Below are 26,879 nucleotides of genomic sequence, written 5' to 3'. Positions count from 1 at the left end.
GTTGATGAATTAATTCATCAACCTCTATTTATTTAATTTTTTAAAGTTTTAGATGATAAACGTTTAAACATTTTTACAATCTCGTTTAAGATTAAGGGCATAAGGGATAATATAGTTACGAAACCCCAATCATTCATACTCAAAGCATGAACACTAAATGCACTTGCAAGTGGTGGTATTGTTATTATAAAGATTTGAAGCATTAGGCCTAAGATAATAGATCCAATTAAATATTTATTTGAAAATAAACCTATTTGGAATATGGACTTCTTTTCATTTCTCATATTTAATGAATGAATAAGCTGAGAGCAACTAAGGACTACAAAAGCCATAGTTTGTGCATGTTCTAAAGCATCTGGTTTAAGACCTTTCGGGAATAGCGGGAATAGATTTAGATCACCACTATAGTATTTTGCACCTATTATAAATGCTGCTAGGGTTAGTATTCCAATTAACAATCCATTAAGAGCTAAACTTAAGATACCGTTCTTAAATAAACTATCCTTTGGATTACGCGGCTTATATTTCATTACGTCAGGGTCGCCAGGATCGATTCCTAGGGCTAGAGCTGGAAGTGTATCTGTAATTAAGTTAACCCATAATATATGGATGGGGCGAAGGGGAGATGCCCAACCTAAAAGTATTGCAAAAAACAGTGCTATAATTTCTCCAACATTGCAGGAGATAAGGAATATTACAGTTTTTTTGATATTGCGAAAAATGTTTCTTCCTTCTTTTATAGCAGCAACAATAGTTGAAAAATTATCATCCATTAATACCATATCGGCTGCACCCTTAGCTACATCAGTACCGGTTATACCCATTGCAACGCCGATATTTGCTATTTTAAGAGAAGGAGCATCATTTACACCGTCTCCAGTCATTGATACGATGTTTCCTTTGGATTTAAAAGCTTTTATAATCTTCACTTTATGCTCTGGAGATACTCTTGCGAATACCCTAATATTATCAATCCTATTATTTAATTCCTCGTCTGATATTCTATCAAGCTCAGTTCCAGACATAACGGCTTTGGAATCATTTGTAATATTAAGTTCTTTTGCAATAGCAAAAGCTGTATTTTGATGGTCACCAGTTATCATTACAGTCTTAATTCCTGACGCGTGACATATTGCAATAGAATCTCTAACCTCAAGCCTTGGTGGATCTATCATTCCAACGAGCCCAATAAGTATTAAATCACTTTCTAAAGAATCAATATCTACATGATTTGTTTTAAGAATTTTATAAGCAGCACCCAAAACTCTTAATGCATCATCAGACATGTTATTGGATATTGCTATTATGTCTTTTTTTATTTCAGGAGTAATAGGTACGATGTTACCTTTGATATAGGCTTTAGTACATATATTTAACAGATTATCAATTGCTCCTTTTGTCATTACATAATATTCATCATCATATTTATTTACAGTGGTCATTAATTTTCTATCTGATTCAAAAGGAATCTCATCAATTCGCGGGTGTTTTTTTTCTAAGTCATCTTTGAATATATCGCTCTGTGCACCAGCTACGAGTAGTGCGATTTCAGTTGGATCACCTGTTTTAGAATTTTCGGAGTAGGTAGAATCATTACATAAAATGAGATTTTCAAGTAGCAATTTCTGTTCTTTATCATTAAGATTTAAAGTCTCAATATTTCCTAGGGAATCACCTGCATAAAATTTTGTTATAGTCATTTTATTTTGAGTTAAGGTTCCTGTTTTGTCTGAACATATAATATTTACTGAACCTAAAGTTTCAACAGCAGGTAGTTTACGTACAATTGCATTCTTTTTAATCATTTTTTGAACTCCCATAGCAAGTACGATAGTAACTATTGCAGGGAGACCTTCAGGGATAGCGGCAACAGCTAAACTAATTGATGTAAGAAGCATTTCAAAAAGATCTCGCTTTTGAAGAACACCTACAACAAACATAAGAGCACATATAAATAATGCACCTATTCCAAGAAATTTTCCAAGCTGTGCTAGTTTTTTTTGCAGTGGAGTTTCGGTATCTACTTTTTCGTCTAGCATTTTAGCAATTTTACCAATCTCGGTGTTCATTCCAGTAGATACAGCTATGCCAATGCCTCTACCATAGGTTGCGAGCGTTGACATAAAGAGCATGTTTTTTTGATCTCCTAGTGGAATATCGTCGCCGGTTAATACAAGTGTTGCATCTTTATCCACTGGTACAGATTCTCCTGTAAGTGTAGATTCCTGAATTTTTAAATTTGCGGTTTCAAGTAGCCTTAAATCGCAAGGTACATATCGCCCAGCGTCAATAATAATAATATCGCCAGGTACAACTTCTCTAGATGGAATTTCTTTTACCTCTCCACCACGTTTAACTACGGCATTTGGCGTGGACAGTTTTTTCAATGCATCAAGAGCTTTTTCTGCTTTAGATTCTTGAATAATTCCGACGGTAGCATTGATAACTATTACGATAGCAATTATAACTGCATCGCTTGTTTCACCAAGAAGGGCAGAAATTACAGCAGCAGCAATTAAAATGTAAATTAGAATATCATTTAATTGGGCAAAAAACATAGAAAGTAATGATTTAGGTTTTTTAGTTTCTAACTGATTGAATCCAAATTTTTCTCTTTGGATTTCTGATTCCTTTTGAGAAAGTCCCATTTCTAAATTTGAGTTAAATTCTTTTAGAACTTCTTTTATAGTTTTGCGTGCAAACATGAATACCACCTCTTTTTATAGTATTTGTAATTATAGTGAAAATTATTAGAGACAAAAAAAACCTTTGCTCTATTAAAAAAATAGAACAAAGGTCTGGCAACATCTAGTGAGTTAATTATCCGGGTGTATTTTAGTACACCGTGATGACGGACAATTAAAAGCAGAAAAACTGCCCTCGCTACTCCCCTTTGGTACATTAAACATATCATATCATATTATTAGAAATGAAACAATAAGTATGTTAGGTAAACAAAGGCGAATATTTTAAGAAATCATATGGGTAATAGGCCATAAAATATAATGCCTAATATTCCAGAAATCATTATTGTTATAATTGGATTAAATTTATCAGTTAGTAGTAGTCCGAGTATTATAAATCCAATTATTACGCTTTTAATGTCTTTATAAGATTCGCGTCCTAGTGATAAGAATACAGAAATTATAAGACCAATCATAGCGGGACGCATACCGGCAAGGGCGGCCTTCATTATATATGAATCTTTAAATTTTACAATATAATGGTTTGCAATGGAAACTAGAACAAAAGAAAATGAAATTACACCTAAGGTTGCAGCGATACTACCTGATATACCAGCCACTTTAAACCCTACAAAAGTAGCTGAATTTATGGATATTGGTCCTGGAGTCATCTGCGATATTCCAATAATATCAACAAACTCTTTATAGCTAATCCAATTATTGATTTTTACAATTTCTTTTTCGATAAGTGGAAGCATAGCATAACCTCCGCCAAAGCTAAAGGCACCTATTTTTAAGAAGGATAGAAAAATTTTAGTTAGAATACCCATTTACTTCACCTTCTTTCCAAGAAATATAACTCCATATAAAGCAGATAAAAGTATAACTATAACAGGACTTACTTTAAAAAATAATATGCTTGCAACTGACACTAAAGTTACAATAAGATTTGCATAACTTTTCTTTAGAGATTTTGATAAACTTACTACAGCTATAAGTACAAGCACTGGTACTGCAGCAGAAATACCTTTAAAAATTAAATTTACATAGTAATACTCACGAAATCTCATAAAAAAAATAGATATGCATAGAATTATAAAAAATGAAGGTAAAACAACCCCTAGAAGTCCAATGATAGCTCCAATTAGACCACCAATTCTATAACCAATAAATATGCTGCAATTAACAGCTAAGGCTCCCGGAAAAGTCTGGGAAATAACGACTATATCTAAAAAGTCTTCTTTTGAAAGCCACTTTTTTTTACTTACAACTTCAGTTTCAATAAGTGGGATCATTGCATAACCTCCACCGAAGGTAAAAGAACCTATTTTAAAGAAAGTCCAAAACATAATCAGTATTCTTTGCACTGCGACACCTCTTATAATTTAATTTGTTATAGTAAAAATCGTAATATTTATATATAATTATACTAATATAAACATAAATTGCAAATTCAGCTATTCTTTTAGGGGAAGAATTTATTTTTTATTGTAGCTATTTTTTTTGTGAAAGTTAGTTATAATATAAATAAGAATGTAAAAAATATAAAAAGTTTAATTATAACAATATAAATAATTGGAGGTGAAATAATCATGGAAATATCAAGAACTAGAAGAAATTCGACTATTTCAACAGATAAAAAACCTATTCAAAATAAAATGGACTTTTCTCAAAACTTTAGTTCTGCTAGGCATAATAAATCAGAGGAGCAGCTAAAGGATATGATGGATGATATAAAAAAGAAAGGAAATAGGTTAAGTACTACAAAATGTTATGCTGATGTTAAAGCATATAAAAACTTAATTAAAGAATACTTGCAGTCTGTTTTGAAACATATGTACGAGGTTAAAAAAGATATTAGTTTTTGGCAAACACAATATTTTATAACAGTAGATACTGTAGATGCTAAACTTGAAGAACTTACTCAAATGTTACTTAGTCAGGAAAAAGATAATCTTAAGGTAGCGAATACTATTGATGAAATTTCAGGTTTAATAGTTGATATATATAAGTGAAAAAGTATATATTACTCGTATCGCAATACGCGTAATATATATTTTTTTCTGTGTGTGAATAGATATTAAAGGAAAGAATTATAACTAGCGTCTGATGGCATTCTAAGATCGCCCCTTGGAGAAACACTTATTGTTCCCACTTTTGGACCATCAGGCAGTGCTGAACGTTTAAATTGTTGAGTGAAAAATCTCTTTATAAATTTATCGAACCACTTAATTATTATGATTTCTTCAAAGTCACCAATAAATGCTTGTTTTGCTAAAAATAATATTTTTTCAGGAGTTGCTCCTTGCTTCATAAAATAATAAAGGAAGAAGTCATGGAGTACATAGGGTCCTACTATGTCTTCGGTCTTTTGCGTTATTTTTCCACTTTTATCTTTAGGCATAAGTTCAGGACTTACTGGGGTATCAAGAATATCTAAAAGAATGTCTGCGACTTCTTTTGACGATTCTTTATCTGCTACATATTTGACTAAATATCTAACCAATGTCTTAGGAATTGAACAATTTACAGAGTACATAGACATATGATCTCCGTTATATGTGCACCAACCTAAAGCAAGTTCTGATAAATCACCTGTACCTATTAATAGTCCACCTTCCTTATTTGCAAGGTCCATAAGAATTTGAGTTCTTTCTCTTGCTTGAACATTCTCATAAGTCACATCATGTTTACCTACTGGATGACCTATATCTTTAAAATGCAAAAGACATGCGTCAACTATATTTATTTCTCTAAGATCAGTACCTAAATTTTTGCATAAATTTACTGCATTCAAATAAGTCCTATCTGTAGTCCCAAAACCAGGCATAGTTATAGTTATAATGTTTTTTAATGGTATTTTTAGTTTATCAAAGGTTTTAACTATAACAAGTAGGGCTAGTGTTGAATCAAGACCTCCAGAAATTCCAACTATTGCTTTATTAAGTCCAGTGAATGAAAATCTTTTAGCAAGAGCTGAAGATTGAATATTAAATATTTCTGCGCAGCGTACTTCACGTTTAAGTTGATCCGACGGAACAAAAGGATATTTATCAATATCTCTATCAAAAATGCCAAAATCCATATTTTCAAATTGAAAAGAAATTTCTTTTACTTCAAAAGGACATATGGAATTAGTATTTCTAAAACTTGTATTTTTCATTCTTTCACTATTCAACTTATTTATATCAATAATAGATGTAATAACTTCATTTTCTCTTTGAAATCTATTATTTTCTTTTAATAATAAACCATTTTCACCAATTAAAAGATGACCACTGAAAACTAAATCTGTAGAAGATTCAAAAACACCTGAGGATGCATATAAATAAGAACACATACATCTTGCGCTTTGAGATGATACTAAGGATTTTCTGTAATCAGCTTTACTAACTAATTCATTAGATGCAGATAGGTTGGCAATTATATTTGCACCTTGAAGGGACAAGTAGCTACTTGGAGGAATAGTTACCCAAAGATCTTCGCAAATTTCAAAACCAAATTTAATGTTGTCACAAGTAAATAATAGGTTTGTTCCAAAAGGAATGTCACTAGCAAAAGAAAGATCTACGGTTTTGTTTATTATGCCAAGGCCCTCTGCAAACCATCTTTTTTCGTAAAACTCAGAATAATTAGGAATATAGCTTTTGGGCACTATTCCTAGAAGTTTTCCGTTAAATATTATGTAAGCGCAATTATATAGACAATCATTAAAGTATAATGGAGAGCCAACAGCAATTAATATATCTTTATTTTCAGAAAACTCACATAGAGATTTAATTGCATCTTCAGATTTTTCTAACAATCGCTGTTGCGAAAATAAATCTGAACAAGTGTAAGCCGTTATACAAAGTTCTGGAAAAACTATGAATTTTGATCTTTCTGCGTAAGCCTGTTTAATACATTTTTGTATGTTAGTTAAGTTGAATTCTATATCTGCCACATTTACTATTGGACAAGCGGCAGAAACCTTTATAAAAGAAGTTTTCAAATTAATTCACGACCTTTCTTTGGTTTTCAAATATAGTATATGCAAATATTGCTTTATATAACAAATATTTAGTAGAATTATATCATTATTTTGAATACATTAGTAGAAAGGTCAATGATTATTTTACTAATGGTTAAAATATTAGTAATTATTTGAAATTATAATAAAAATTACCATGAAACGTATTATTGAGCAAATAAGAGTAAACATAGGGTAGATGGTAATAAAATGACAAAAATGAACATGGAAATGTACAATATATTAAAATAAAACTTTATAAAGTTTAGTATATACAATATAATGTTATTATAGCATTATAAAAAATTCATTTATTTAGTTTATAAAAAATGAATATTATTCATAAATAATCTATAGTAATAATATTGCTTTAAAAACATAATAAGGTTGTATTATAAAATTCATAAAAGTTATATAATTGGGATATAAATTAATAATGACATAAGCTGTTAAAGTTAATAATATTTTAGATTTTAAGGAGGTACAATATGAGCTGGACGCCGATGGTATTTTGGATAGTGGTTGCGGTGGCGGCATTAGCCATTGATATTACAACTAGTAGTTTTATGTTTGTATGGTTTGCTGTAGGAGCAGTTGGAGCAATTCTTTCTATTGGACTCGGTGCACCGATAATTGTGCAAATAATTGTTTTTGTAGCAATTAGTGGAGTGGTTATGTCTATAGGTTATCCTATAGTTAAGAAAACCATAAAAAAAACTGTGAAAAAAACTTTGACTATGGAAGAAGGGTATGTGGGACAAGAATTTACACTAACAAAAGATATTGATGAAAAAGGAAATGTTAAGTTTCAAGGGATTTATTGGACAGTTAAAAATGGTGGAGAACCTTTAAAAAAAGGTGACTTAGTTCAAGTTACTGGTATTGAAGGAAATAAATTATTAATATCTAAAGTATAAGTTATATTAAAATTTTAGGAGGAATTTATTATGATTATAGGTTTGATTTTATTGTTACTAATTGTCGTTATGATTTTAACATCTATTAAGATTGTTAATACTGGGTATGTAGTTCTAATAGAAAGATTTGGTCAGTTTCATAGGATATTAGAGCCAGGTTGGCATTTTACAATTGTATTTGCAGATTTCGTTAGAAGAAAAATTTCTACTAAGCAACAAATACTCGACATACAACCACAGAATGTTATAACTAAAGATAATGTAAATATATCAATTGATAATGTTATATTTTATAAGGTTATTAATTCAAGAGATGCAGTGTATAATATTGAGGATTATAAATCAGGTATTGTGTATTCAACTATTACTAATATGAGAAATATTGTTGGAGACATGACACTCGATGATGTATTATCAGGAAGAGATAGAATAAATTCTAAGCTTCTTGAAATAATTGATGAAATTACAGATGCTTATGGAATAAAGATTTTATCTGTAGAAATTAAAAACATTGTTCCACCAAGTGAGATTCAACAAGCTATGGAAAAACAAATGAGAGCAGAGAGAGATAAGAGAGCGTTTATTCTTACAGCAGAAGGCGAAAAACAAAGTCAAATTGAAAGAGCAGAAGGACATAAGCAAGCTCAAATATTAAATGCTGAAGCTGAAAAGCAAGCAAATATTAGACGTGCAGAAGGACTTAAAGAATCACAACTTTTAGAAGCAGAAGGTAAAGCAAGGGCTATAGAGACCATTGCAATTGCAGAAGCAGGTGCTATAAGAAAAGTGAATACAGCAATAATTGAGTCAGGTACAAATGAAACTGTAATAGCATTAAAACAGATAGAAGCTCTTACAGAAATGTCTAAAAATCCAGCTAATAAGCTTATTCTTCCAAATGAAATATTATCAAGTTTTGGTAGTATATCAGCAATAGGCGAAATGTTAAGAATGGATAAGAAATCTGAAAATAAAGTAATACCTACTAAAGAAATACAAAACAAAGCAATACCAAACAAATCAATGCCAAATAAATAATGAATAAAAATAGATATAAAAATAAAGTCTGAGAAATCAGGCTTTATTTTTATGTTTACTTTTCTTTGGTTTTGTTTTTTTCTGAACTGAGTAACCAAATTTACCTAAAGGTTTAGAATTAACACTAAAATATTCCCCATGAGAATAAGTAATGAGGTCTGCCATTTCAAAGTGTATTTTTCCAAGATCATCTATTAAAGTATTATCAACATGAGTATTTACTATTTCAGCTAAAAATAAATCATGTGTACCCAAAGGGGTAATGCTTTTAACTTTGCACTCTAAAGATATGGGGCAATCAGATATTATTGGTGCTATGACATCTTTTGCGTTGTCCATAGTGAAGTTCATCTCATGGATCTTATCTACTTGTTTACCAGAACGGACTCCGCAATAATCAACTTCACGAGTCATTTTTGATGTAGGCAGATTTACTACAAAGTCACCACTTTCTTTTATGTAATCATAGGAAAGTCTCTCAGGCCTTATAGCTACAGTTATCATCGGCGGTTTTGTACAAGCCATTCCTATCCACGCTACTGTAAAAACATTTATTTTACCTTCTTTATTTTTTGATGTAATTAATACTACGGGAACGGGATTTAACATTGCGCTACCTTTAAATATGGTTTTTATCATGTATTTTCACCTCTATATTTTGTCTCTTGTTTTTATATAACATTATATATTATACAATATCTTAAAAGATTTATATAGTCTTGAATGTTTGTTAAAAAGACTTTATAATTTTTACCAAATAGATTAGTAATAATTCTATAATAATATGGTATAATAATTATAAGAGTATTAATATAGGTGTGGTGATTTTATGACAATTATTGGAAAAGTGGTATATGATGCTTCAAAATTAGTTGGTAATACTGCAGAATTGGGTATTGAACTAACAGGAAATGTCATATCTTCTATTGCAGGAATTTCAGGTAAGGATAAATTGGCTAAAAATACGAAGAAGTATAGTGTTATACTTGGTAGGGTAGCTTCGAAAACTTCTAAAATAGCAGGAGCAGTAACAGCGGTTCTAATAGATAAAACCATTGATGTTACGGTGCATACTGCAAAATATATTGCTGAAAATGCGATAAATACAAACGTTAAGATTTATGGACAAACTGATGAATTTTATGATGAGGATAAATATATAGAGGTTGAATATAAGGTCTTAGAGAAATAAGGATGAATATGTTTAAAAAGATAGTTTAATGTAATATTAATTTTCAGAATTGTGTAATATTACTTTTCAAATATGTATTTTAGTGATATAATTTTATTGAGAGTAAATATGAAACATGAAATATGGCTAAAAAAAATGAGAGCCACACTATCAAGTCTATTAAGTAGTAGATTTAATTAGTGTGGCTTTTTTGTATTTAAAAGTATAATATAATCTTTTTCATAGATTATGCTATAACTAAAAGCATATATTGCTCTAATGCTTTCACTTCGCTAAATAAATTAAGAATTACTAGGCTAGTTCAAATACATTCTACACAACATATACTTTTGTTAGAACAATTCATGAAAAAGTAATTTTTACTTTGCAGAGTTATTTCTCAACATAAAAATATTATTTAATGTAAGAATAAAATAATAGGGGGGAGAGTATGATATCAGAAAATTTTACGTTTGAGGGTAAGGATGGTTTAGAAATATTTGTATACAAATGGATGCCGGATGTGGATATGAAGGTTAAGGGTGTGGTTCAATTAGCACATGGAATGGCGGAAACAGCATCTAGGTATGAAGATTTTGCAAGCAATTTAACACGAAATGGATTTATTGTTTATGCTAATGATCATAGGGGTCATGGGGAAACTGCGGGTAAACTAGAGATTTTAGGAGAATTAGGTGAGGATGGCTTTAATTCAATGGTTGAGGACATGCGTAGATTAAATAATATTATTAAAGAAGAAAATATGATTTTACCTATATTTTTATTCGGGCATAGTATGGGATCCTTCTTAACACAAAGATATATTTGTTTATATGGAAATGAATTAAAGGGTGCTATTCTTACCGGGACTTGCGGCAAGCGGGGGATTATTGTTGATATAGGAAGAATAGCATCAAAAGTGGAAATTATAAGAAAGGGAAGAAATGCTAAAAGCATTAATTTAAATAAATTGATTTTTGGAAGTAATAATAATTTTTTTAAACCAAATAGAACACTCTTTGATTGGCTAAGTAGGGACAACAAAGAAGTGGATAAATATATAGAAAATCCATACTGTGGCGCGATTTTTACAGCGGGCTTTTTCTATGATTTTTTAAGTGGACTTAAGAGTGCAGCAAATGCGAGGGAGATTAAAAATATTCCTAATAATTTACCTATATATATTTTTGGAGGAGATAAGGACCCTGTAGGAAAAAATGGGAAAGGGGCTTTAAAACTTTCTAAGACTTATGAGAAACATGGCGCTCGGGATCTGACTTATAAACTTTATAAAGATGGACGCCATGAAATGCTTCATGAAATCAATAAAGATGAAGTAACTAATGATATAATAAAATGGATTAATGCACATTTAATCTAAGCACTTTTTCATAGATTATGCTTTAACTAAAAGTATATATTGCTCCAATGCTTTCACTTCGCTAAGTAATTCTAAAATCTATTTTGTTTGCAGCTACTAAAAAGTACAAACTCGCATGCGCTCAAACATGTACTTTTGTTAGTATAATCTAAGAAAAAGAGAATATATGTAATATATCAGTGACTAATTTTGATGGCTTGTACAAAAAACAGAACAACCTTTTATTATTTTATCATAGTATGATGATAAAAACAGCAAAAGCATTATACTGTATAAATATTACAGATCAATATTAAATATAAAAAAATAAAAAAATTTATAAATATAGTTGTTGTGTGAGTGGAAATAAGCAACAAGTTATTATTATAGTTTACTAGTGTATGGTTATTTTTTCAATTATAGGATAATATAAATATATTATGTTGTTTTTTATTTTATATAGATTAATCTACCAAAGTTAGTTTTAATTCAAAAAATGAAAGAGGGAAATTTTAGTGAGTGAAGTACAAAAACTTAAAACGAGAGATCAAGTCGATAGTAAGTATAAGTGGAATGTTGAAAAAATATATGAGAATTCGTCAGTCTGGGAAAAGGATTTTGAAATACTAAAGGCTAAAGTACCAAATATGAAAAAATTCTCAGGTAAACTAAGTATCCCTGAGGAGTTATTATCATTTTTAGAAAGCAACGTAGAAATTGAAAGACTTTTAGATAAATTGCTTGTGTATGCACATTTAAGAGGAGACGAGGATACAGGCAAGGCTGAATTTCAAGTTCTTAAGAATAAGATTGATACATATGGCGCAGAAGTTTCTAGTGCAACTGCATTTTTTATTCCTGAGTTATTATCATTACCTGAGAGAGCAGTTGATGAGGCAATAGTTAAGGTTCCAAAGCTTAAACTATATAAATTTTATTTATCAGATATTATAAGTCAAAAGGACCATACACTAAGTGCAGAGGCAGAAAAGCTTTTGGCGTCTGTTAGTGATTGTTTAAGTGCGCCAGGAAATATATTTGGAATGCTTACAAATGCAGACATGACATTTCCGTGTATAAAGGATGAAAAGGGTAATGAGGTCGAATTAACTGAAGGGAACTATAGCAATTTTATAAAATCAAAGGATAGAAGGGTAAGAAAAGATGCTTTTGAAACATTATTTTCAACATATAAAGGATTTAGTAATACTTTAACAGCATCTTTAACATCTTCGATAAAGAACTTTATATTTAATGCAAAAACAAGAAATTATTCATGTGCACTTGAAAGTTCTTTAAAACCTAATAATATTCCAGTGGAGGTTTACGATAATGTAGTTGATACTATAAATAACAATTTATCCTCTCTTCATAGGTATGTAAGCATTAAGAAGAAGCTTCTAGGGCTTGATGAAATGCATATGTACGATTTATATGTGCCTATAATTGATGCAGAGGAAAATCATATTGAATATGAAGACGCAGTTAAAATAGCACTCGAGGGTATTAAACCACTAGGACAAGAGTATTTAGACATCTTCAAAGAAGGCATTAATGAGGGATGGGTAGATGTATTCCAAAATAAAGGTAAACGCTCAGGAGCGTATTCTTGGGGCTGTTTTGATAGTATGCCATACGTGCTTTTGAATTATAATTATCAATTAAATGATGTATCCACGCTTGTTCACGAAATGGGACACTCTATTCATTCATATTATTCAAGAAAGACTCAACCATATATATATTCAGGGTATGAGTTATTTTGCGCAGAGGTTGCATCTATAACTAATGAATGTTTATTAATAGATTATCAAATTAAAAATGAGAATGATAAAAAAAAGAAATTATTCCTAATAAATCAACAATTAGAGGGAATAAGAACTACAGTATTTAGACAGTGCATGTTTGCAGAATTCGAAAAGGTAACGCATGAAAAGATTGAACAGGGTAATCCGTTGTCTCCAGAGGACTTATGTAAAATTTATCATGATTTAAATGTGAAATATTTTGGACCTGATATGGTAGTGGATGCAGGAATAGATATGGAATGGTCAAGAATTCCTCATTTTTATAATGATTTTTATGTATACCAATATACTACAGGTTTTGCAGCTGCTAATTCTTTCAGTAAAATGATAACTAACGAGGGAGCAAGTGCTGTAGAAAGATATATAGGTTTCTTAAAGAGTGGTGGAAGTGATTATCCAATAAATATACTTAAAAAGGCAGGGGTAGATATGTCATCACCAAAACCTTTAGAAGATACTATAAAAAGATTTGATGAATTATTAGGGATGCTCGAGAAAGAAATGTAACAAAGGGGCAGTATATATTACTATAATTGCTAAAGCTCGTTCAAATGCAATTTTTATAATGAATTTAATAATACTATTTTCGCAGAATATTATGGGGAACTACTTAAATTCAAAGTTTAGCATTCAACTTAACATAAATTAGCCTATAGGTAGACTTTACACTGTCTATTCTATAGGTTATTTTATATTGCAACTACTTATGAAGAGGGTGAAATATAGACGGTTACTTGATTGTATAGTAGAGTCATAAGACATTTGTTTTACTTATTATGTGATAAATAACTAGGCAAAGGGATGAGTGGATCAGATGAATCTGTGTTAATATAAGTTTTAGGGTATGCGTCTCTATATTGAGTCGGAGTTATTCCTTCATATTTCTTAAATAATTTCATGAAATATTTATCATCTTTAAAACATAAAGTATAAGAGATTTCTTTAATGCTTTTTTCTGAGTTCAATAATAGTTCTTTTGCTTTATTTATCTTAATACTATTTATATATTGAAGAGTACTCATTCCAATATGTTTTTTGAATAATCTCGTTAGATGATCGGCACTAAAATTAGACTTCTTAGCTACCATTTGCACAGATATGTCTTTAGTAACATTTACTCTTATCCATTCTAATATTTGAAAAAATCTTTTATTTACTGAATTTTCTTTTGTTACTGACAAACTAAATGAGTTTATAAATTGTTGAGTTAATTCTATGGCAAGTTCAGATACTAAATAATCAGTTGATAAATGTGTATAATACAGTGAATTAGCTATATGTAAAATTTGTTTTATGTAAATGAACACTTTTCCAGTATCAATTAATGATAAAAAAGTTGGCAATAAAATATCTTCATGTAAACTTTCCGTATTTAATATTGAAATGATTTCTTGATAGATCTCAGATTTAGTTAATATTATCTCATTTGAAGTACATAAAAAATGAAGCCAGTAAAAACTACTACCCTCATCTGAGGGTGCATATCCGGAATGTAACATACCTGGGAGTAAAAATAAAACATCACCTGGATTTACTTCATACTTATCCTCATTTTGTTTAATATAAATGATTCCTTTAATTCCAATGATAATTTCATAGTCATTTTCTAGAATAAAAGATTTATGCTGCCAATTTTTTTCGCATATAAATTGACCAGATTTGTAATAAGAGAGAGGTACACTTACATTTGTCTTAAAATAGAGCATATCTGATTTCACCACCAAAAGTACGATTTTATTAGTTGTTAGATAAATGTAATCGATTTATAATTAGCGTATAAATCAATCATATAATAACAATCAACATTATACTTCCATAAAAAGCTTATGTCAATTGGTGCTAAGAAAGGACACTGATTGTCGTATTTACCATACCTTAAATATTGATATAGGAGGAGTTTAATAAATGCAAAATGAGATAAACATAAAAGATATTATTATTACAGATGATTTTTGGTCTAAGTATATAAGATTGGTTAAAGATGAAATGATTCCATATCAATGGAATGTGCTTAATGATGAGGCTAATATAAAAATTGATGCTGAGCGAGATGATGAGAATATTCCAATTGAAAAAAGTCATGCAATTGAAAATTTTAAAATTGCAGCGGGACTAAAAAGTGGTCATCATTATGGCTATGTTTTTCAAGATAGTGATGTTTATAAATGGCTAGAGGCTGTTTCATATTCTTTGATTAATGATAGTAACTCTGAACTTGAAAACATAGCTGATGGCGTTATAGACTTGATAGGACTCGCTCAACAAAAGGATGGATATTTAGATACTTATTTTACTATTGATGATAAGGAAAGAATGTTTAAACGTCTACTAGAAAGTCACGAATTATATTGCGCAGGTCATTTTATGGAAGCAGCAGCTGCTTATTATAGTGTTACAGGAAAAAGAAAGATAATAGATATTGCTTGTAATTTAGCTGATTGTATTAATAGATATTTTGGCCCAGAAGAGGGCAAGATTCATGGATATGACGGTCATGAAGAAGTAGAAATTGGTTTAGCAAAACTATACTCAGTAACTAAAGATAAAAAATACTTGGAATTAAGTAAATACTTTTTATATGAAAGGGGTAAAGATAGTAATTTTCTTAAAGATCAATTAAAAGATGATAATAATAAAACTTTTATACTTCCAGGAATGGGAAAATTACCTCAGAAGTATTTTCAAGTGCATCAACCAATTCTTAAGCAAGAAACTGCTGAAGGACATTCGGTTAGACTTATGTATATGTGCACAGCTATGGCAGATATAGCTTATTTAACGAATGATAAAGAAATGCTAGAAGCGTGCACAAAATTATGGAATAATATTACTAGTAAACGAATGTATATAACAGGAGGTATTGGTTCGACTGTAATAGGGGAAGCCTTCACTTTTGACTATGATTTGCCTAATGACACAATGTATTGTGAAACTTGTGCATCGGTGGGATTAATATTCTTTGCTTTTAATATGCTTAAAAACGAACCGCTAAGTTTATATGGAAATGTTATGGAAAGAAGTTTATATAATTCTACTATTAGTGGAATGGCACTTGATGGAAAACATTTCTTTTATGTAAACCCCTTAGAAGTTGATCCAGTAGCTAGTAAAAATGATCCAGGCAAAAGTCATGTAAAGGTAACTAGATCAGAATGGTTTGGATGTGCATGTTGTCCTCCTAACCTTGCAAGAACATTGACTTCTTTAGGTAAGTACATTTATACCAACCTTAATAACACAATATATACACATTTATATATGTCTAATGAAGTTGATATCTTAATAAATAATAATAAAGTTTCTATTAAACAAGAGACAAACTACCCATGGGCTGGCGATATTAAGTTTTCTTTAAATATTGAGAAATCAAGTAATTTTAGTATGGCTTTTAGAATACCTGATTGGTGTTATTCGTATTCTGTTAAAGTTAACGATGAAAAAGCGGAATATAAAATTGTAAATGGTTATATCTCTATTTTAAGAGAGTGGAATACATTTGATACAATAGAAATCCAGCTAGATATGGAAATCCAAGAAATAGTAGCAAATCCAAATATTAAAGATGATTTAGGTAAAGTTGCAATTCAAAGGGGACCTTTTATATACTGCTTAGAGCAAGTAGATAATGGTGAAAATTTGCATTTAATTAAACTACTTAAATCTTCTAGGTATGAATATGAATTTGATTCTAAACTCCTTGGGGGCGTTGGTAAAATTAAAAGCAAAGCTAAAAAACTAATTATAGATGATAGTTGGGAGGGACAACTATATAGAAGTGATAAAAAAAGTCCTATATATGAGGCGTGTGAAATTACATTTGTTCCATATTATAGTTGGGCTAACCGATCTGTAGGTGAAATGAGGGTATTTATAAACAAAGATTTATAGATTTTTAACAATTATATAAAATTATAAAATGTAATAGTTGCCATCATAATGACAGCTATTGCAATGGGGGGACCATTATGAATGTTAATATTGAAAAAAGTAAACCATTACCTAAAAAAACTAATAGATTACCTTTTTATCAAAGGCTTAGTTACGCACTAACTGATTGCGGAGGTAACTTGTTATATGTAGTAATAAGTACTTACTTATTATATTTCTTTACAGATGTATTTGGATTAAGTATTGCTGTTGCGGGGACATTACTTTTAGCAACTAGATTAGTTGATGCTGTTGATGCTCCTGTATGGGGATTTTTAATAGATCATACACACACAAAGTGGGGACAGAGTAGACCATATTTCCTATGGTTATGCGTTCCTTTTGCATTTTTTACTTGGCTTACTTTTACTACTCCTAATTTAGCTGGTACATGGAAAATAGTATATGCAGTAGTAACATATATTCTTGCAGGTGTTTGTTATACAGGTATTAGTGCTCCAATAACGGCTATATTGCCTAATTTATCTAGAAGCTCAGAAGAAAGGGTGGTTTTAAATTCGTATAGAATGGTTGGAGGAAATATAGGCGTTCTTTTTACTAATCTTGTTTTACCATTAGTAGCGATTTTAGGCGCTGGCAATGACAAAAAAGGATTTTCGTTAACCCTTGGAATCTTTGGTATAGTCGCTATAATAATGTTTTTAACAGCTTTTGTTAACTTAAGAGAAAACCATGTCAGTGAATTAAAATCAATTCCTATTAAAAAAAGTATAAGTGCTGCAAAAGGGAACTGGCCTTGGATTCTACTAGTTACTGCTAATTTAATTTTCTGGATTGGTAATAATGTAAGATCATCCTCATTAATATATTATTTTGAGTATAATCTACATATGAAATACTTAGTTTCTATAGTTGGGTCTTTGTCCGTATTAACAGTCGCAGGTATGATACTTATACCTTTTATGGTTAAGCTATCAAACAAAAGATCTGTAATGATTGGTGCTCTTTTAGTGGCCGCTATTGCTAATATATTACTGATGGTTGCATCCCATAACGTAAGTGCTGTTATTACATTCTATGTAATCGGTTCTATAGGATCTGGAGTAGCATGTTCTATGCCTTTCGCAATGCTTGCAGATACTGTAGATTTTGGAGAATGGAAAACAGGAATAAGAGCTAGTGGTTTCTTGTCCTCAATAGGTAGTGCATTTTGTATTAAGGCTGGTAGTGGTATCGGCGGATTTATCCCAGCACAAATCATGTCTTCTTTTGGATATGTAGCGAATAAAGTTCAATCAACCTCTTCTTTATTTGGAATTCAGTTTAGTTTTATATGGGTTCCTGCCATGCTATTTGTCCTAGCTACTATACCTATGATATTTTACGGAAAATATGAAAAAGGTGAGGCTCAAATTAGTAAAGAGTTGGAGAAAAGAAGAATGCTACACGTTTAAGAATATTGAGTAAATATTGATTTGTTATTTAACTAAAGGTTATTAGTATATACAAATAAAATTATCCAACATAATAAAAACTTCAGAGATTTCTCTCTGAAGTTTTTAGCAGTAATGGAACTAATTCGATCAGTTAAAATCTGCTACTGGTCTACCAAAATGAGGAGTTCCATCATCATTCCAGGTTAGTTTCTGTGCTCTTGCATGTCGGTTAGGATCATCAAGAGAATTCCCGTCTATTTCCTTATAATTTCTAGCATGATAAATCAGAATATCTGTTTGATTATCCTCTGAAACAGTGAAACTATTATGACCTGGTCCATACTGATTATTTTCATAACTTGTAGTAAATACTGGAACTGATGATTTACTCCAAGACAATGGGTTTAACAAGTCATTTGTATCGTCTGCAGTTAAAAGGCCAATACAATAATTATAGTCTGTAGCACTTGCGGAGTAGCTAATAAATATCTTCCCATTTTTCTTGATTACTGCTGGTCCTTCGTTTACAGAAAAACCTATGCATTCCCATGGATATTCAGGTTTTGAAATCATTACCTGTTTACCACTAATAGTCCATGGATTGCTTAACTTTGCAATATATAAATTAGAGTTTCCTTTTATATTAGGATCATTTTGAGGCCAAACCAGATATCTTACTCCGTTATGTTGAAAGGTTGTAGCATCTAAAGCAAATGATTCATAATTAGTCTTAAGTTGCCCTTTTTCTAACCAATGTCCTTCTAGTGGGTTAGGTGACAAGTTTTCAAGTACATATATTCTATGATCAAACATGTCCTTTTTAGGATCATTAACTTTTGCTGCTGCAAAGTATATATACCATTTATCATCTATAAAGTGTATTTCTGGTGCCCATATATATGCGCTCATTTCCCCATCCATATGTTTGCGCCAAACTACAGTAGGCAATATTGAGCCTAATTGCTCAATGGTCTTAGCTCTTCTTATTTCGATTCTGTCATATTCAGGAACGGATGCTGTGAAATAGTAATATCCATCAGAGTGTTTATATACAAATGGATCAGCTGCTTGTCGTACTATTGGATTTTTATATTCTTGACTTATTGACATAATATTCTCCTCGATTTAAAATAGATTTATCTAACCTTTTACTCCGCCAGCAGTTAATCCTTCAATGAAAGAATCCTGAAAGAGTAAAAATATAATTATAATTGGTAATACCGATAATACAGATCCAGATAATACAGCACTATAGTTATTCCCATAAGGTGTCATTAATGACATTAAGCCTACAGGAAGTGTAAACATATCATCTGTTCTCATTTGAATTAAAGGCCATATAAAACCATTCCAACTTGACAAGGCTGATAAGATTGTCATGGCACCAAAAGCTGGTTTCATTAAAGGTATCATAATTCTAAAAAATATCCCATATTCAGTACACCCATCAATTCTAGCAGCATCCATAAAGTCCTTTGGTATTCCTGAAGCAAACTGCCTGAAAAAGAATATCGAAGAAGCTGAGACTAGGAAAGGTAGTATTATTCCACTATAGGTATTTATAATATGAAGTGTAACCGTTAATTTATATAATGGAAGTATCAAAATTTCCACAGGGATCATCATCATAAACAATATTAATACAAATATTGTATTTTTAAATTTAAAATCATATACTGCGATTGCATAACCTACCATAGAAGAGAATAACAGCGAGAATACTGTACTTATTAAAGTGATTAGTACACTATTTTTAAACCATGTTAAAAATAAAATACTGCCGTCAGTAAATAAAGGAATATAATTCTTTATACTCATAATACTAAAGTCTAATTTTAAATTTAAGCCATAACGAAATAACTCTGTAGCAGGTTTAAATGAAGCCAGTAGCATTGCATAAAAAGGGAGTAATGCGAAAATGGCTATAATGATAAAAAGAATAACCATTAAAAATCCTTTATGAGAATATTTTACTTTAGATTTTGCTTTTACATTTTTAGGTTTTGTTATAAGTACACTTTCAGTTTTTGACATGACTATGCATCCTCCTTTTTAAATATTCCAAAAAATTTTAGTTGGAATAAATTTAAAGTTATTACAATAAGAAGTAATACTAATCCAGTAGCAGAAGCAAAGCCTAAATTGCCATTTTCAAAACCTTGCTGATACAAGTAACCTACAATTGTTAATCCAGAATCATTTTGTGAATGATTCTGCCAAAAAACAAAACTTTCAGTAAACATTGATAATCCGCCGTAGATACTTATTGTTAAAACATAAATAATTATTGGTTTTAAAAGAGGTACTGTTACATATCTAAATTTATTAAAAACATTTGCACCATCAATTTCGGCTGATTCATATAGTTCTGTAGGTATATTTTGTAAACCAGATAAGAAATATATAATATTTATCCCGGTCCAACGCCACATTGCGAGTAATACTAATAAAGGCATTGCCGTATTTTCATTACGTAGCCATTCTATTGGATTTATACCAAAAACGCCTAAAATTGTATTTAGTGGTGCACCTGGAGTTTCTCCAAAAATTAATCTAAAAACAATACCTGCAACAACAACTGAGGTGATAGCGGGCATGAAAATGGTAGCTCTAAAAAACTTTTTAGCTACTAATGCTTTTGAATTCAAAAACACGGCTAAAACTATAGGTATGGGTATCAAAAGTAATAAAGTCCAAAAACAATATCGTACACTATTCCAAACAGCAGTATAGAAATGAACATTAAGTAAATCTTTATAGTTTTTTAAACCAATAAACTTATTTTGACCAACACCAACAACATCTTGAAAACTCATAATGCATGTGCTTATTATTGGATAAAAAAAGAATATGAAAAATGAAAGAATAAAAGGTAACACAAAAACATATGGAGCATACTTTGAAGAATATAAAAACTTATTAACAATCATGTTTTGCTTTTTTTCCAAGTAGATTCCCCTCCAATTTAAATATTAGGAGATGCAAATCACATAAACAATTGCATCTCTAATAATTTATAGGTGACTAATTTTATTTGCAGCAGTTTTTTTATTTTTTACGTAGCTCATCTGCTGCTGCTTTTAAAGCGGCCTGTGGCGTAGCTGAATTTTGTTTTAATACTTTAAATAATACTTGAGTATCTAATAGGGTTCCAGCATTAGGGCTTTTTTCAATACTTACTGGAGTAGCTATTGAATCTTTTAATGGTAAAAGAACATTAAAGGCATCTTTACCATTTGAGAAATACTGTGTAAACTTGGTATCACCAATATTTGCACTTATTTTCTTCCATGAATCCCATCTAGGTGGATCAAAACCTTCTAGATTCCAAATGTTCTCACTAGCTTTTTCAGTTCCTTTTGCGAAGAACAAAAACTTCTTTGCAAGTTCAACATTTTTACCTTGAACTGGTACTGCTGTTCCTGTTCCACCTAATCCAACAGATAGATTTTTATTTCCAGTTGCAAATACTGGAGGTGCTTGTATTGCTATTTTACCTTTTAGATCAGGCATATTAGCTAAAAATCTACTTGTATACCAGAATGGCATTATAACCGAAGCAGCTCCACCTTTATTAAAAGCTCCATAACCTTCTTCAGTATCAGGTTGTCCACCAGGAGATATTGCAGCAATTTTATCTGTAAATACCATATCATGAAGTAGTTGTAGTGACTTTACTGCTACTGGATTATCCAAAGTGACGTTTCCACTTTTATCAAAGACATCTGAACCCTGTTGTCCCACCATTAAGCTAAACTCCCAATTTGCAGTCTGTGAAAGATATCCCATGTATTTTCCTGTTTTTGCTTTTATAATTTTACCAGCAGCTGTATAGTCATCCCATGTTTTGATTTTTGTATAAGCAACACCTGCTTTTTTAAAAAGTTCCTTATTGTAGAAAGCAACAGTAGTTCCTACATGTGTAGGTAAACCGTACACTTTTCCGCCTTTGCTATATAAATCTAAACGTGATTGTATAAAATTAGCTTTCTCAGGGGCTACAATATCACTTAAATCTGCTAATTGTGGGGTTCCTTTTGTAAAGTTTGGAAACTGACCAACCTCGATATCAGCAATATCTGGAGCTCCAACTCCTGATTTAACTGCGACCAATAATTTGTTATGCATATCAGTATAAGGATAAGTAGTTACTTTTAACTCAATAGGTTGATCTGGATGGGCTTTATTCCAACTCTTAGCAGCATCATTGTATAAATTAGAATGTAACCCAATAAATGTCCATAAATTTAATTTTGTTACTTCTCCGGATTTAGTACTTTGACCATTTGTTGCAGTTGAAGATTTACTACCACAACCACCTAAAACCATTGTAGCTGTAATCAGTGAAATAAGCATAAGACTAATTCTTTTTTTCATAAAATCCCCCTCCTAAATGTATTAAATAGAGCATTTAAATTGATCCTTCTATTTCCTCCTTTAATAAAGAATAATTTTATATTGTAATGCAATGGAAATAGAAATTTTCATAACATTTCAATTTCATTAAGAGTAATTAGGAAACGTTATCATAAAGCGAATTAACTACTAATATATTTTAAAATCAAGAATATTATATATTAATAGTTTTATGTTTATATTAATTGTTTTATAACTATAGTATGGTATTATTTACTTTAAAAGTCAATAATTTTTTTAATTTTAATTAAATGTTTCATATTTTTATAAACTAGTCTTCATTATTTGTGCAAAAAAATATAATTTTACTTATATGTATTTTATTGTTGACCTTATATACAAAAGAACTTATAATACAATTAATACTAATGTTAATATATTAATCTTATTATTAATCACTAAAGGAGGGTGTAATAATGGCCAATTTAAAAAAGGCTAAAATCATTATTAATGCTGATGTTAAGAAGGGTAAAATTAACAAGAATATTTATGGTCAGTTCTCCGAGCACTTAGGTAGATGCATATATGAGGGACTTTGGGTTGGAAAAGATTCACCTATTCAAAATACAAATGGAATTCGTAATGATGTAGTCCAGGCTTTAAAAGAACTTAAAATACCCGTATTAAGATGGCCAGGTGGATGTTTTGCTGATGAGTATCATTGGAAGAATGGCATAGGTAAACCTGAGTGTCGTCCTAAAATGATTAATACTCATTGGGGTGGTGTAGTTGAAAACAACAATTTTGGAACCCATGAATTTTTTGAGCTATGTGAGCAACTTGAAACAGAGCCTTATATTTGTGGAAATGTTGGAAGTGGCACTGTTCAAGAAATGAGTGAATGGGTGGAATATATGACATTTGATGGTGTGTCACCAATGGCAGAGCTTAGAGCGGCAAATGGACACGAAAAACCTTGGAAACTAAAATACTTCGGTGTTGGTAATGAGAATTGGGGCTGCGGTGGAAATATGAGACCAGAATATTATTCAGATCTATACAGGAGATATTCTACCTACGCAAGAAATTATCAGGGAAATAAGCTTTTTAAAATAGCTGGTGGTCCCAATGCTAGTGATTATAATTGGACAGAAGTATTGATGAGAGAATCTTCTAGTCTTATGGATGGATTGAGTCTCCATTATTATACAATGCCTTTCGGTTTCGATAATAAGGGCTTCGCAACAGTATTTGATGAGACATTATGGTTTAAAACTATGGAAAAAATATTATATATGGAAGAACTTATAATTAAACACAGTACTATTATGGATAAATACGATCCAGACAAACGTGTAGGATTAATAGTAGATGAATGGGGAACTTGGTTTAATGTGGAACCTGGTACAAATCCTGGCTTCCTTTATCAACAAAACACCTTAAGAGATGCTCTAGTTGCAGGAGTTGGTCTTAATATATTTAATAACCATTGCGATAGAGTGCAGATGGCAAATATTGCTCAAATGGTAAATGTTCTACAAGCTATGATATTAACGCAGGGGGATAAAATAGTATTAACGCCAACATACCATATATTTAAAATGTACAAGGTACATCAAGATGCTGAGCTTTTGTCTACATCACTAGAATGCGAAGATTATGTGAATGGGGATAAATCTTTGCCTGAGTTAAATGTGTCAGCTTCAATTGACGACAAGGGAATCACCCATGTATCTTTATGCAATTTAAGCCCTAATGATGAAATTGAAGTGACTACTGAATTAAGAGGACTAGTCTACTCAAAAGTATCTGGAACCATACTTGCAGCTGATGAAATGAATGCATACAACAGCTTTACAGATCCAAATAAAGTTGTTCCAAAAGAATTCAAGGCGTTTACAATTCAAAATAATAAACTTTCAATAGTTATGCCTAAAATGTCAGTTGTTGTACTTAATGTAGAGTAATAAGATGATAAAATGTAAAGCTTGCTCCGCGAGTGTGAGAGTTTCTGAAAATGATATTGATGATATGTTAAATATAATTGTAAGTGGCAATCAATTTAAGCTTATTGATCAGGAAACTTATGAAAAACGTTTGCATATTTGCTTTAATTGCAATTATCTAGAATATGGTACAACATGCCTTCAGTGTGGTTGTATTGTACAAATAAAGGCGAAATTAATGGAATCTAGCTGCCCTTATCCTCAAAAATCAAAATGGGAATGAAGTTTCACTTCATTCCTGTTTTATTATGTATAATATAGTCTAAAGATTAAATCTTGATCGTAGTTCCCAAAACCACTTCCAAAAACCGTTAGACCGCCTATATGCTTAGCATCTGCTGCCACTTCTAATCTTAATTTCCATTGTTTGCTCCTAATATTTATATCAGATAATTTAATATCTGAAATTTTTTCTCCATCAATAAAAGAACCTTTATCATTTATTTTAATGATTTTTAGCATCCCGTATTGATTTATATCGCTGTTCCACCAGTTTGGAGTATATTTTCCTTTTACATCAGCGAAGTCGCCAGGACTAGTCCACTCTCCAATTTTAATTCCGTTCATTACAAAAGAGATATCAGATGGCCAATTTTTGTTTGCACCGGGTGCTTCTGAGCCAATTTCCATAGATATTTCAAGTTCACTAGGATTTTGCGTTGTTAAGAGATAATTAGGCAATTTATATTCAACAAAACCCTGAGTAAACCATAGAATTTTTGCAGCTACTCTTTGTGAATCTAAAAAAGATCTTGTATCATCAAAATAACCTATAATTTTTTCAGTAGTTGCAAGACCACATGTTGGTGTGATTTCAAAATCAGTATATTGACCTACCAGAACGATATATTCATGATGGTTTAATCGCTTCTGGGTTTTTCTCGGAAAATCTATTATTATACCATCTAAAAGTAAAGAGCATATTTTCTGGACGCCACCCTTACTTTTGGTACGTTCACCTTTAACGATTCCAGCTTTTTCTAATTTATTAATGTGCATAGTAATAATTGCACTGCTAAGTTCTAGTTTGCTAGCAATTTCTTTTATATTTAAGGGTAGTTCGGAAAGAAGATTAATAATCTTAATTCGTACAGAACTATCTAACGCTTCGTAGACAGGAAGCCATTTTTCGCTTATATCGATTTTCATAATTATTCCTTTCACTATTTAATGATTAACATAATTATGAACTTGTTAATTATGATTGTAAAGTAATTAAATATTTAAACATTTATTTTATGATTATTTTGTTATGGTTTCATCTATTAGGTTTTGTTCATACACTACTCTTATATTTATTCCTTGATTGTAATTGCCAAAGTTCTTACCAAATAAAGTTAAACCGCCCTTATTCTTAGCATCTTCTGGAATAGATAATTTAAATGATAAATCGCTTTTGTAATTTAAATTAATATCATTTAAATCTGTATCTGAGATTTTAAGTCCATCAATAAAAGTTCCAAATTTATTAATGGACAATAATTTTAATAAACCATATTGATTCCAATTAGAGAACCACCAGGTAGGTGTTAAAATTCCTTTTGTATCAGCATAGTCGCCAGGACTTGTCCAACTGCCTAGATAAATATCATTTAGGTTAAAGTAAATATCAGAAGGCCATAAACTACAATTACCAGGTGCCTCGGAACTTATTTCCATAGAGATTTGAATTTCTGAAAATACTTGTGAAGGTTTTAGATAATTAGGTATTCTATATTCTATTGCACCTTTTGAAAACCATAAAATATCAGCATTGATTCTATCAGGGTCAGCAAAATAACTTGGATTATCCACTTCTCCTATCAAACTATCTTTTGTAGCTATTCCACAAGTTGGTTGTATTTCGTAAAAAGAATATTGTCCAATTCCAATTTCTAATTCATATGAGTTATCCATATCTTGTTTACCAATATCTATAATAAATTTATCTTCATGTAAATAACATATTTTTTGAATCCCATGTTTAGCGGTTAAAATATTAATTTTAATGATTCCACATTCTTCTAATTTTCTAATATGCATAGTGATTGCTCCATTAGAAAGCTTTAATTTTTTAGCGATATCATTCATGTTAAGTTGCTTATATTCTGATAAAAGATTAAGAATTTGAATTCTTACATCTGAACTAAGTGCTTTAAATATTGGCAAACTATCTTCAAGGTTTTTAATATGTATCATTATTTAGGTCTCCTTTATGAATTCATTC

At 30.7% G+C, this 26,879-nt stretch carries 22 protein-coding genes; 10 read left to right on the top strand and 12 right to left on the bottom strand.

The features are described from left to right. Positions 1-32 precede the first annotated feature (32 nt). From A7L45_RS18445 to A7L45_RS18435, 3 genes are all read right to left on the bottom strand, one after another. The gene (locus A7L45_RS18445; protein ID WP_071614140.1) at positions 33-2,705 is read right to left on the bottom strand and encodes a cation-translocating P-type ATPase; all 2,673 of its coding nucleotides are present in this window, start codon (positions 2,703-2,705) and stop codon (positions 33-35) included. A 272-nt stretch (positions 2,706-2,977) separates the two neighbouring features. Beyond that, positions 2,978-3,514: a chromate transporter gene (locus A7L45_RS18440; protein ID WP_071614139.1), complete on the bottom strand. Its 537-nt coding sequence runs from the start codon at positions 3,512-3,514 to the stop codon at positions 2,978-2,980. Further along, positions 3,515-4,033: a chromate transporter gene (locus A7L45_RS18435; protein WP_253198872.1), complete on the bottom strand. Its 519-nt coding sequence runs from the start codon at positions 4,031-4,033 to the stop codon at positions 3,515-3,517. A gap of 243 nt (positions 4,034-4,276) precedes the next feature. On the opposite strand from A7L45_RS18435, the gene A7L45_RS18430 reads away from it, so the two are divergent. Next, positions 4,277-4,699 (top strand): YaaR family protein, encoded by a 423-nt coding sequence (locus A7L45_RS18430; protein WP_071614137.1) that lies wholly within the window; start codon positions 4,277-4,279, stop codon positions 4,697-4,699. A gap of 65 nt (positions 4,700-4,764) precedes the next feature. Here A7L45_RS18430 and A7L45_RS18425 read toward each other — a convergent pair whose 3' ends face one another. Further along, the gene (locus A7L45_RS18425) at positions 4,765-6,675 is read right to left on the bottom strand and encodes an NAD(+) synthase (protein WP_071614136.1); all 1,911 of its coding nucleotides are present in this window, start codon (positions 6,673-6,675) and stop codon (positions 4,765-4,767) included. Positions 6,676-7,181: 506 nt separating this feature from the next. On the opposite strand from A7L45_RS18425, the gene A7L45_RS18420 reads away from it, so the two are divergent. Together A7L45_RS18420 and A7L45_RS18415 are read left to right on the top strand one after the other, a co-directional pair. Further along, a complete protein-coding gene (locus A7L45_RS18420; RefSeq protein ID WP_071614135.1) occupies positions 7,182-7,610 on the top strand; it encodes an NfeD family protein in 429 nt (142 codons plus the stop codon). Between the two features lie 30 nt (positions 7,611-7,640). Beyond that, positions 7,641-8,648 (top strand): SPFH domain-containing protein, encoded by a 1,008-nt coding sequence (locus tag A7L45_RS18415; RefSeq protein ID WP_084647513.1) that lies wholly within the window; start codon positions 7,641-7,643, stop codon positions 8,646-8,648. Between the two features lie 36 nt (positions 8,649-8,684). On the opposite strand, the gene A7L45_RS18410 is transcribed toward A7L45_RS18415, so the two are convergent. Further along, positions 8,685-9,287 carry a flavin reductase family protein gene (locus tag A7L45_RS18410; RefSeq protein WP_071614133.1) on the bottom strand — a complete coding sequence of 201 codons (603 nt, stop codon included), beginning with the start codon at positions 9,285-9,287 and terminating at the stop codon, positions 8,685-8,687. Positions 9,288-9,477: 190 nt separating this feature from the next. Between A7L45_RS18410 and A7L45_RS18405 the strand changes: the two genes are divergently transcribed. The 3 genes from A7L45_RS18405 (at position 9,478) to pepF (ending at position 13,494) form a co-directional block, all read left to right on the top strand. After that, positions 9,478-9,840, top strand: coding sequence for a hypothetical protein (locus A7L45_RS18405; RefSeq protein ID WP_071614132.1), 363 nt, complete (start codon positions 9,478-9,480; stop codon positions 9,838-9,840). Positions 9,841-10,270: 430 nt separating this feature from the next. Further along, positions 10,271-11,200, top strand: coding sequence for an alpha/beta hydrolase (locus A7L45_RS18400; RefSeq protein WP_071614131.1), 930 nt, complete (start codon positions 10,271-10,273; stop codon positions 11,198-11,200). Positions 11,201-11,694: 494 nt separating this feature from the next. Further along, positions 11,695-13,494 carry an oligoendopeptidase F gene (pepF, locus tag A7L45_RS18395; protein WP_071614130.1) on the top strand — a complete coding sequence of 600 codons (1,800 nt, stop codon included), beginning with the start codon at positions 11,695-11,697 and terminating at the stop codon, positions 13,492-13,494. A 260-nt stretch (positions 13,495-13,754) separates the two neighbouring features. Here pepF and A7L45_RS18390 read toward each other — a convergent pair whose 3' ends face one another. Beyond that, the gene (locus A7L45_RS18390) at positions 13,755-14,693 is read right to left on the bottom strand and encodes an AraC family transcriptional regulator (protein ID WP_071614129.1); all 939 of its coding nucleotides are present in this window, start codon (positions 14,691-14,693) and stop codon (positions 13,755-13,757) included. Between the two features lie 199 nt (positions 14,694-14,892). Here A7L45_RS18390 and A7L45_RS18385 point away from each other — a divergent pair, with 199 nt between their 5' ends. Beyond that, positions 14,893-16,875, top strand: coding sequence for a glycoside hydrolase family 127 protein (locus A7L45_RS18385; protein WP_071614128.1), 1,983 nt, complete (start codon positions 14,893-14,895; stop codon positions 16,873-16,875). A gap of 77 nt (positions 16,876-16,952) precedes the next feature. Continuing rightward, on the top strand, positions 16,953-18,329 hold the full coding sequence (locus tag A7L45_RS18380) for an MFS transporter (protein ID WP_071614127.1): 1,377 nt from the start codon (positions 16,953-16,955) through the stop codon (positions 18,327-18,329). A 129-nt stretch (positions 18,330-18,458) separates the two neighbouring features. Here the strand turns inward: A7L45_RS18380 and A7L45_RS18375 are convergent, their stop codons facing one another. The 4 genes from A7L45_RS18375 to A7L45_RS18360 all read right to left on the bottom strand — a co-directional run bounded on the left by A7L45_RS18375 (position 18,459) and on the right by A7L45_RS18360 (position 22,688). Continuing rightward, the gene (locus A7L45_RS18375) at positions 18,459-19,421 is read right to left on the bottom strand and encodes a glycoside hydrolase family 43 protein (protein WP_071614126.1); all 963 of its coding nucleotides are present in this window, start codon (positions 19,419-19,421) and stop codon (positions 18,459-18,461) included. A 30-nt stretch (positions 19,422-19,451) separates the two neighbouring features. Further along, a complete protein-coding gene (locus tag A7L45_RS18370) occupies positions 19,452-20,345 on the bottom strand; it encodes a carbohydrate ABC transporter permease (RefSeq protein ID WP_084647512.1) in 894 nt (297 codons plus the stop codon). A gap of 2 nt (positions 20,346-20,347) precedes the next feature. Then, positions 20,348-21,259: a carbohydrate ABC transporter permease gene (locus A7L45_RS18365; RefSeq protein WP_338132990.1), complete on the bottom strand. Its 912-nt coding sequence runs from the start codon at positions 21,257-21,259 to the stop codon at positions 20,348-20,350. A 100-nt stretch (positions 21,260-21,359) separates the two neighbouring features. Continuing rightward, on the bottom strand, positions 21,360-22,688 hold the full coding sequence (locus tag A7L45_RS18360; RefSeq protein WP_071614125.1) for an ABC transporter substrate-binding protein: 1,329 nt from the start codon (positions 22,686-22,688) through the stop codon (positions 21,360-21,362). Between the two features lie 455 nt (positions 22,689-23,143). Here A7L45_RS18360 and A7L45_RS18355 point away from each other — a divergent pair, with 455 nt between their 5' ends. Both A7L45_RS18355 and A7L45_RS18350 read left to right on the top strand, forming a co-directional pair. Then, entirely contained in the window at positions 23,144-24,634 is a 1,491-nt protein-coding gene (locus tag A7L45_RS18355) for an alpha-N-arabinofuranosidase (RefSeq protein ID WP_071614124.1), read from the top strand. 4 nt (positions 24,635-24,638) lie between these two features. Continuing rightward, positions 24,639-24,896, top strand: coding sequence for a DUF6171 family protein (locus tag A7L45_RS18350; protein WP_071614123.1), 258 nt, complete (start codon positions 24,639-24,641; stop codon positions 24,894-24,896). A gap of 23 nt (positions 24,897-24,919) precedes the next feature. Here the strand turns inward: A7L45_RS18350 and A7L45_RS18345 are convergent, their stop codons facing one another. Next, positions 24,920-25,822, bottom strand: coding sequence for an ArsR/SmtB family transcription factor (locus tag A7L45_RS18345; protein ID WP_071614122.1), 903 nt, complete (start codon positions 25,820-25,822; stop codon positions 24,920-24,922). Positions 25,823-25,915: 93 nt separating this feature from the next. Then, the gene (locus A7L45_RS18340) at positions 25,916-26,851 is read right to left on the bottom strand and encodes an ArsR/SmtB family transcription factor (protein WP_071614121.1); all 936 of its coding nucleotides are present in this window, start codon (positions 26,849-26,851) and stop codon (positions 25,916-25,918) included. Positions 26,852-26,879: the final 28 nt, after the last annotated feature.

It is taken from the genome of Clostridium estertheticum subsp. estertheticum, assembly GCF_001877035.1.
Classification (GTDB): Bacteria; Bacillota; Clostridia; order Clostridiales; family Clostridiaceae; genus Clostridium_AD; species Clostridium_AD estertheticum.
The sequence above is the reverse complement of the archived record's forward strand: the minus strand, read 5'-3'. Positions and strand labels throughout refer to the sequence as shown.

Excerpts from the sequence above, each read along its gene's own strand:
- A7L45_RS18415 (WP_084647513.1), top strand. The coding sequence starts at position 7,641 with ATGATTATAGGTTTGATTTTATTGTTACTAATTGTCGTTATGATTTTA.
- A7L45_RS18420 (WP_071614135.1), top strand. The coding sequence starts at position 7,182 with ATGAGCTGGACGCCGATGGTATTTTGGATAGTGGTTGCGGTGGCGGCA.
- A7L45_RS18380 (WP_071614127.1), top strand. The coding sequence starts at position 16,953 with ATGAATGTTAATATTGAAAAAAGTAAACCATTACCTAAAAAAACTAAT.
- A7L45_RS18350 (WP_071614123.1), top strand. The coding sequence starts at position 24,639 with ATGATAAAATGTAAAGCTTGCTCCGCGAGTGTGAGAGTTTCTGAAAAT.
- A7L45_RS18360 (WP_071614125.1), bottom strand. The coding sequence starts at position 22,688 with ATGAAAAAAAGAATTAGTCTTATGCTTATTTCACTGATTACAGCTACA.
- A7L45_RS18400 (WP_071614131.1), top strand. The coding sequence starts at position 10,271 with ATGATATCAGAAAATTTTACGTTTGAGGGTAAGGATGGTTTAGAAATA.
- A7L45_RS18390 (WP_071614129.1), bottom strand. The coding sequence starts at position 14,693 with ATGCTCTATTTTAAGACAAATGTAAGTGTACCTCTCTCTTATTACAAA.
- A7L45_RS18435 (WP_253198872.1), bottom strand. The coding sequence starts at position 4,033 with ATGTTTTGGACTTTCTTTAAAATAGGTTCTTTTACCTTCGGTGGAGGT.
- A7L45_RS18345 (WP_071614122.1), bottom strand. The coding sequence starts at position 25,822 with ATGAAAATCGATATAAGCGAAAAATGGCTTCCTGTCTACGAAGCGTTA.
- A7L45_RS18445 (WP_071614140.1), bottom strand. The coding sequence starts at position 2,705 with ATGTTTGCACGCAAAACTATAAAAGAAGTTCTAAAAGAATTTAACTCA.
- A7L45_RS18370 (WP_084647512.1), bottom strand. The coding sequence starts at position 20,345 with ATGTCAAAAACTGAAAGTGTACTTATAACAAAACCTAAAAATGTAAAA.
- A7L45_RS18410 (WP_071614133.1), bottom strand. The coding sequence starts at position 9,287 with ATGATAAAAACCATATTTAAAGGTAGCGCAATGTTAAATCCCGTTCCC.
- A7L45_RS18440 (WP_071614139.1), bottom strand. The coding sequence starts at position 3,514 with ATGGGTATTCTAACTAAAATTTTTCTATCCTTCTTAAAAATAGGTGCC.
- A7L45_RS18375 (WP_071614126.1), bottom strand. The coding sequence starts at position 19,421 with ATGTCAATAAGTCAAGAATATAAAAATCCAATAGTACGACAAGCAGCT.
- A7L45_RS18340 (WP_071614121.1), bottom strand. The coding sequence starts at position 26,851 with ATGATACATATTAAAAACCTTGAAGATAGTTTGCCAATATTTAAAGCA.
- A7L45_RS18405 (WP_071614132.1), top strand. The coding sequence starts at position 9,478 with ATGACAATTATTGGAAAAGTGGTATATGATGCTTCAAAATTAGTTGGT.
- A7L45_RS18430 (WP_071614137.1), top strand. The coding sequence starts at position 4,277 with ATGGAAATATCAAGAACTAGAAGAAATTCGACTATTTCAACAGATAAA.
- A7L45_RS18355 (WP_071614124.1), top strand. The coding sequence starts at position 23,144 with ATGGCCAATTTAAAAAAGGCTAAAATCATTATTAATGCTGATGTTAAG.
- A7L45_RS18385 (WP_071614128.1), top strand. The coding sequence starts at position 14,893 with ATGCAAAATGAGATAAACATAAAAGATATTATTATTACAGATGATTTT.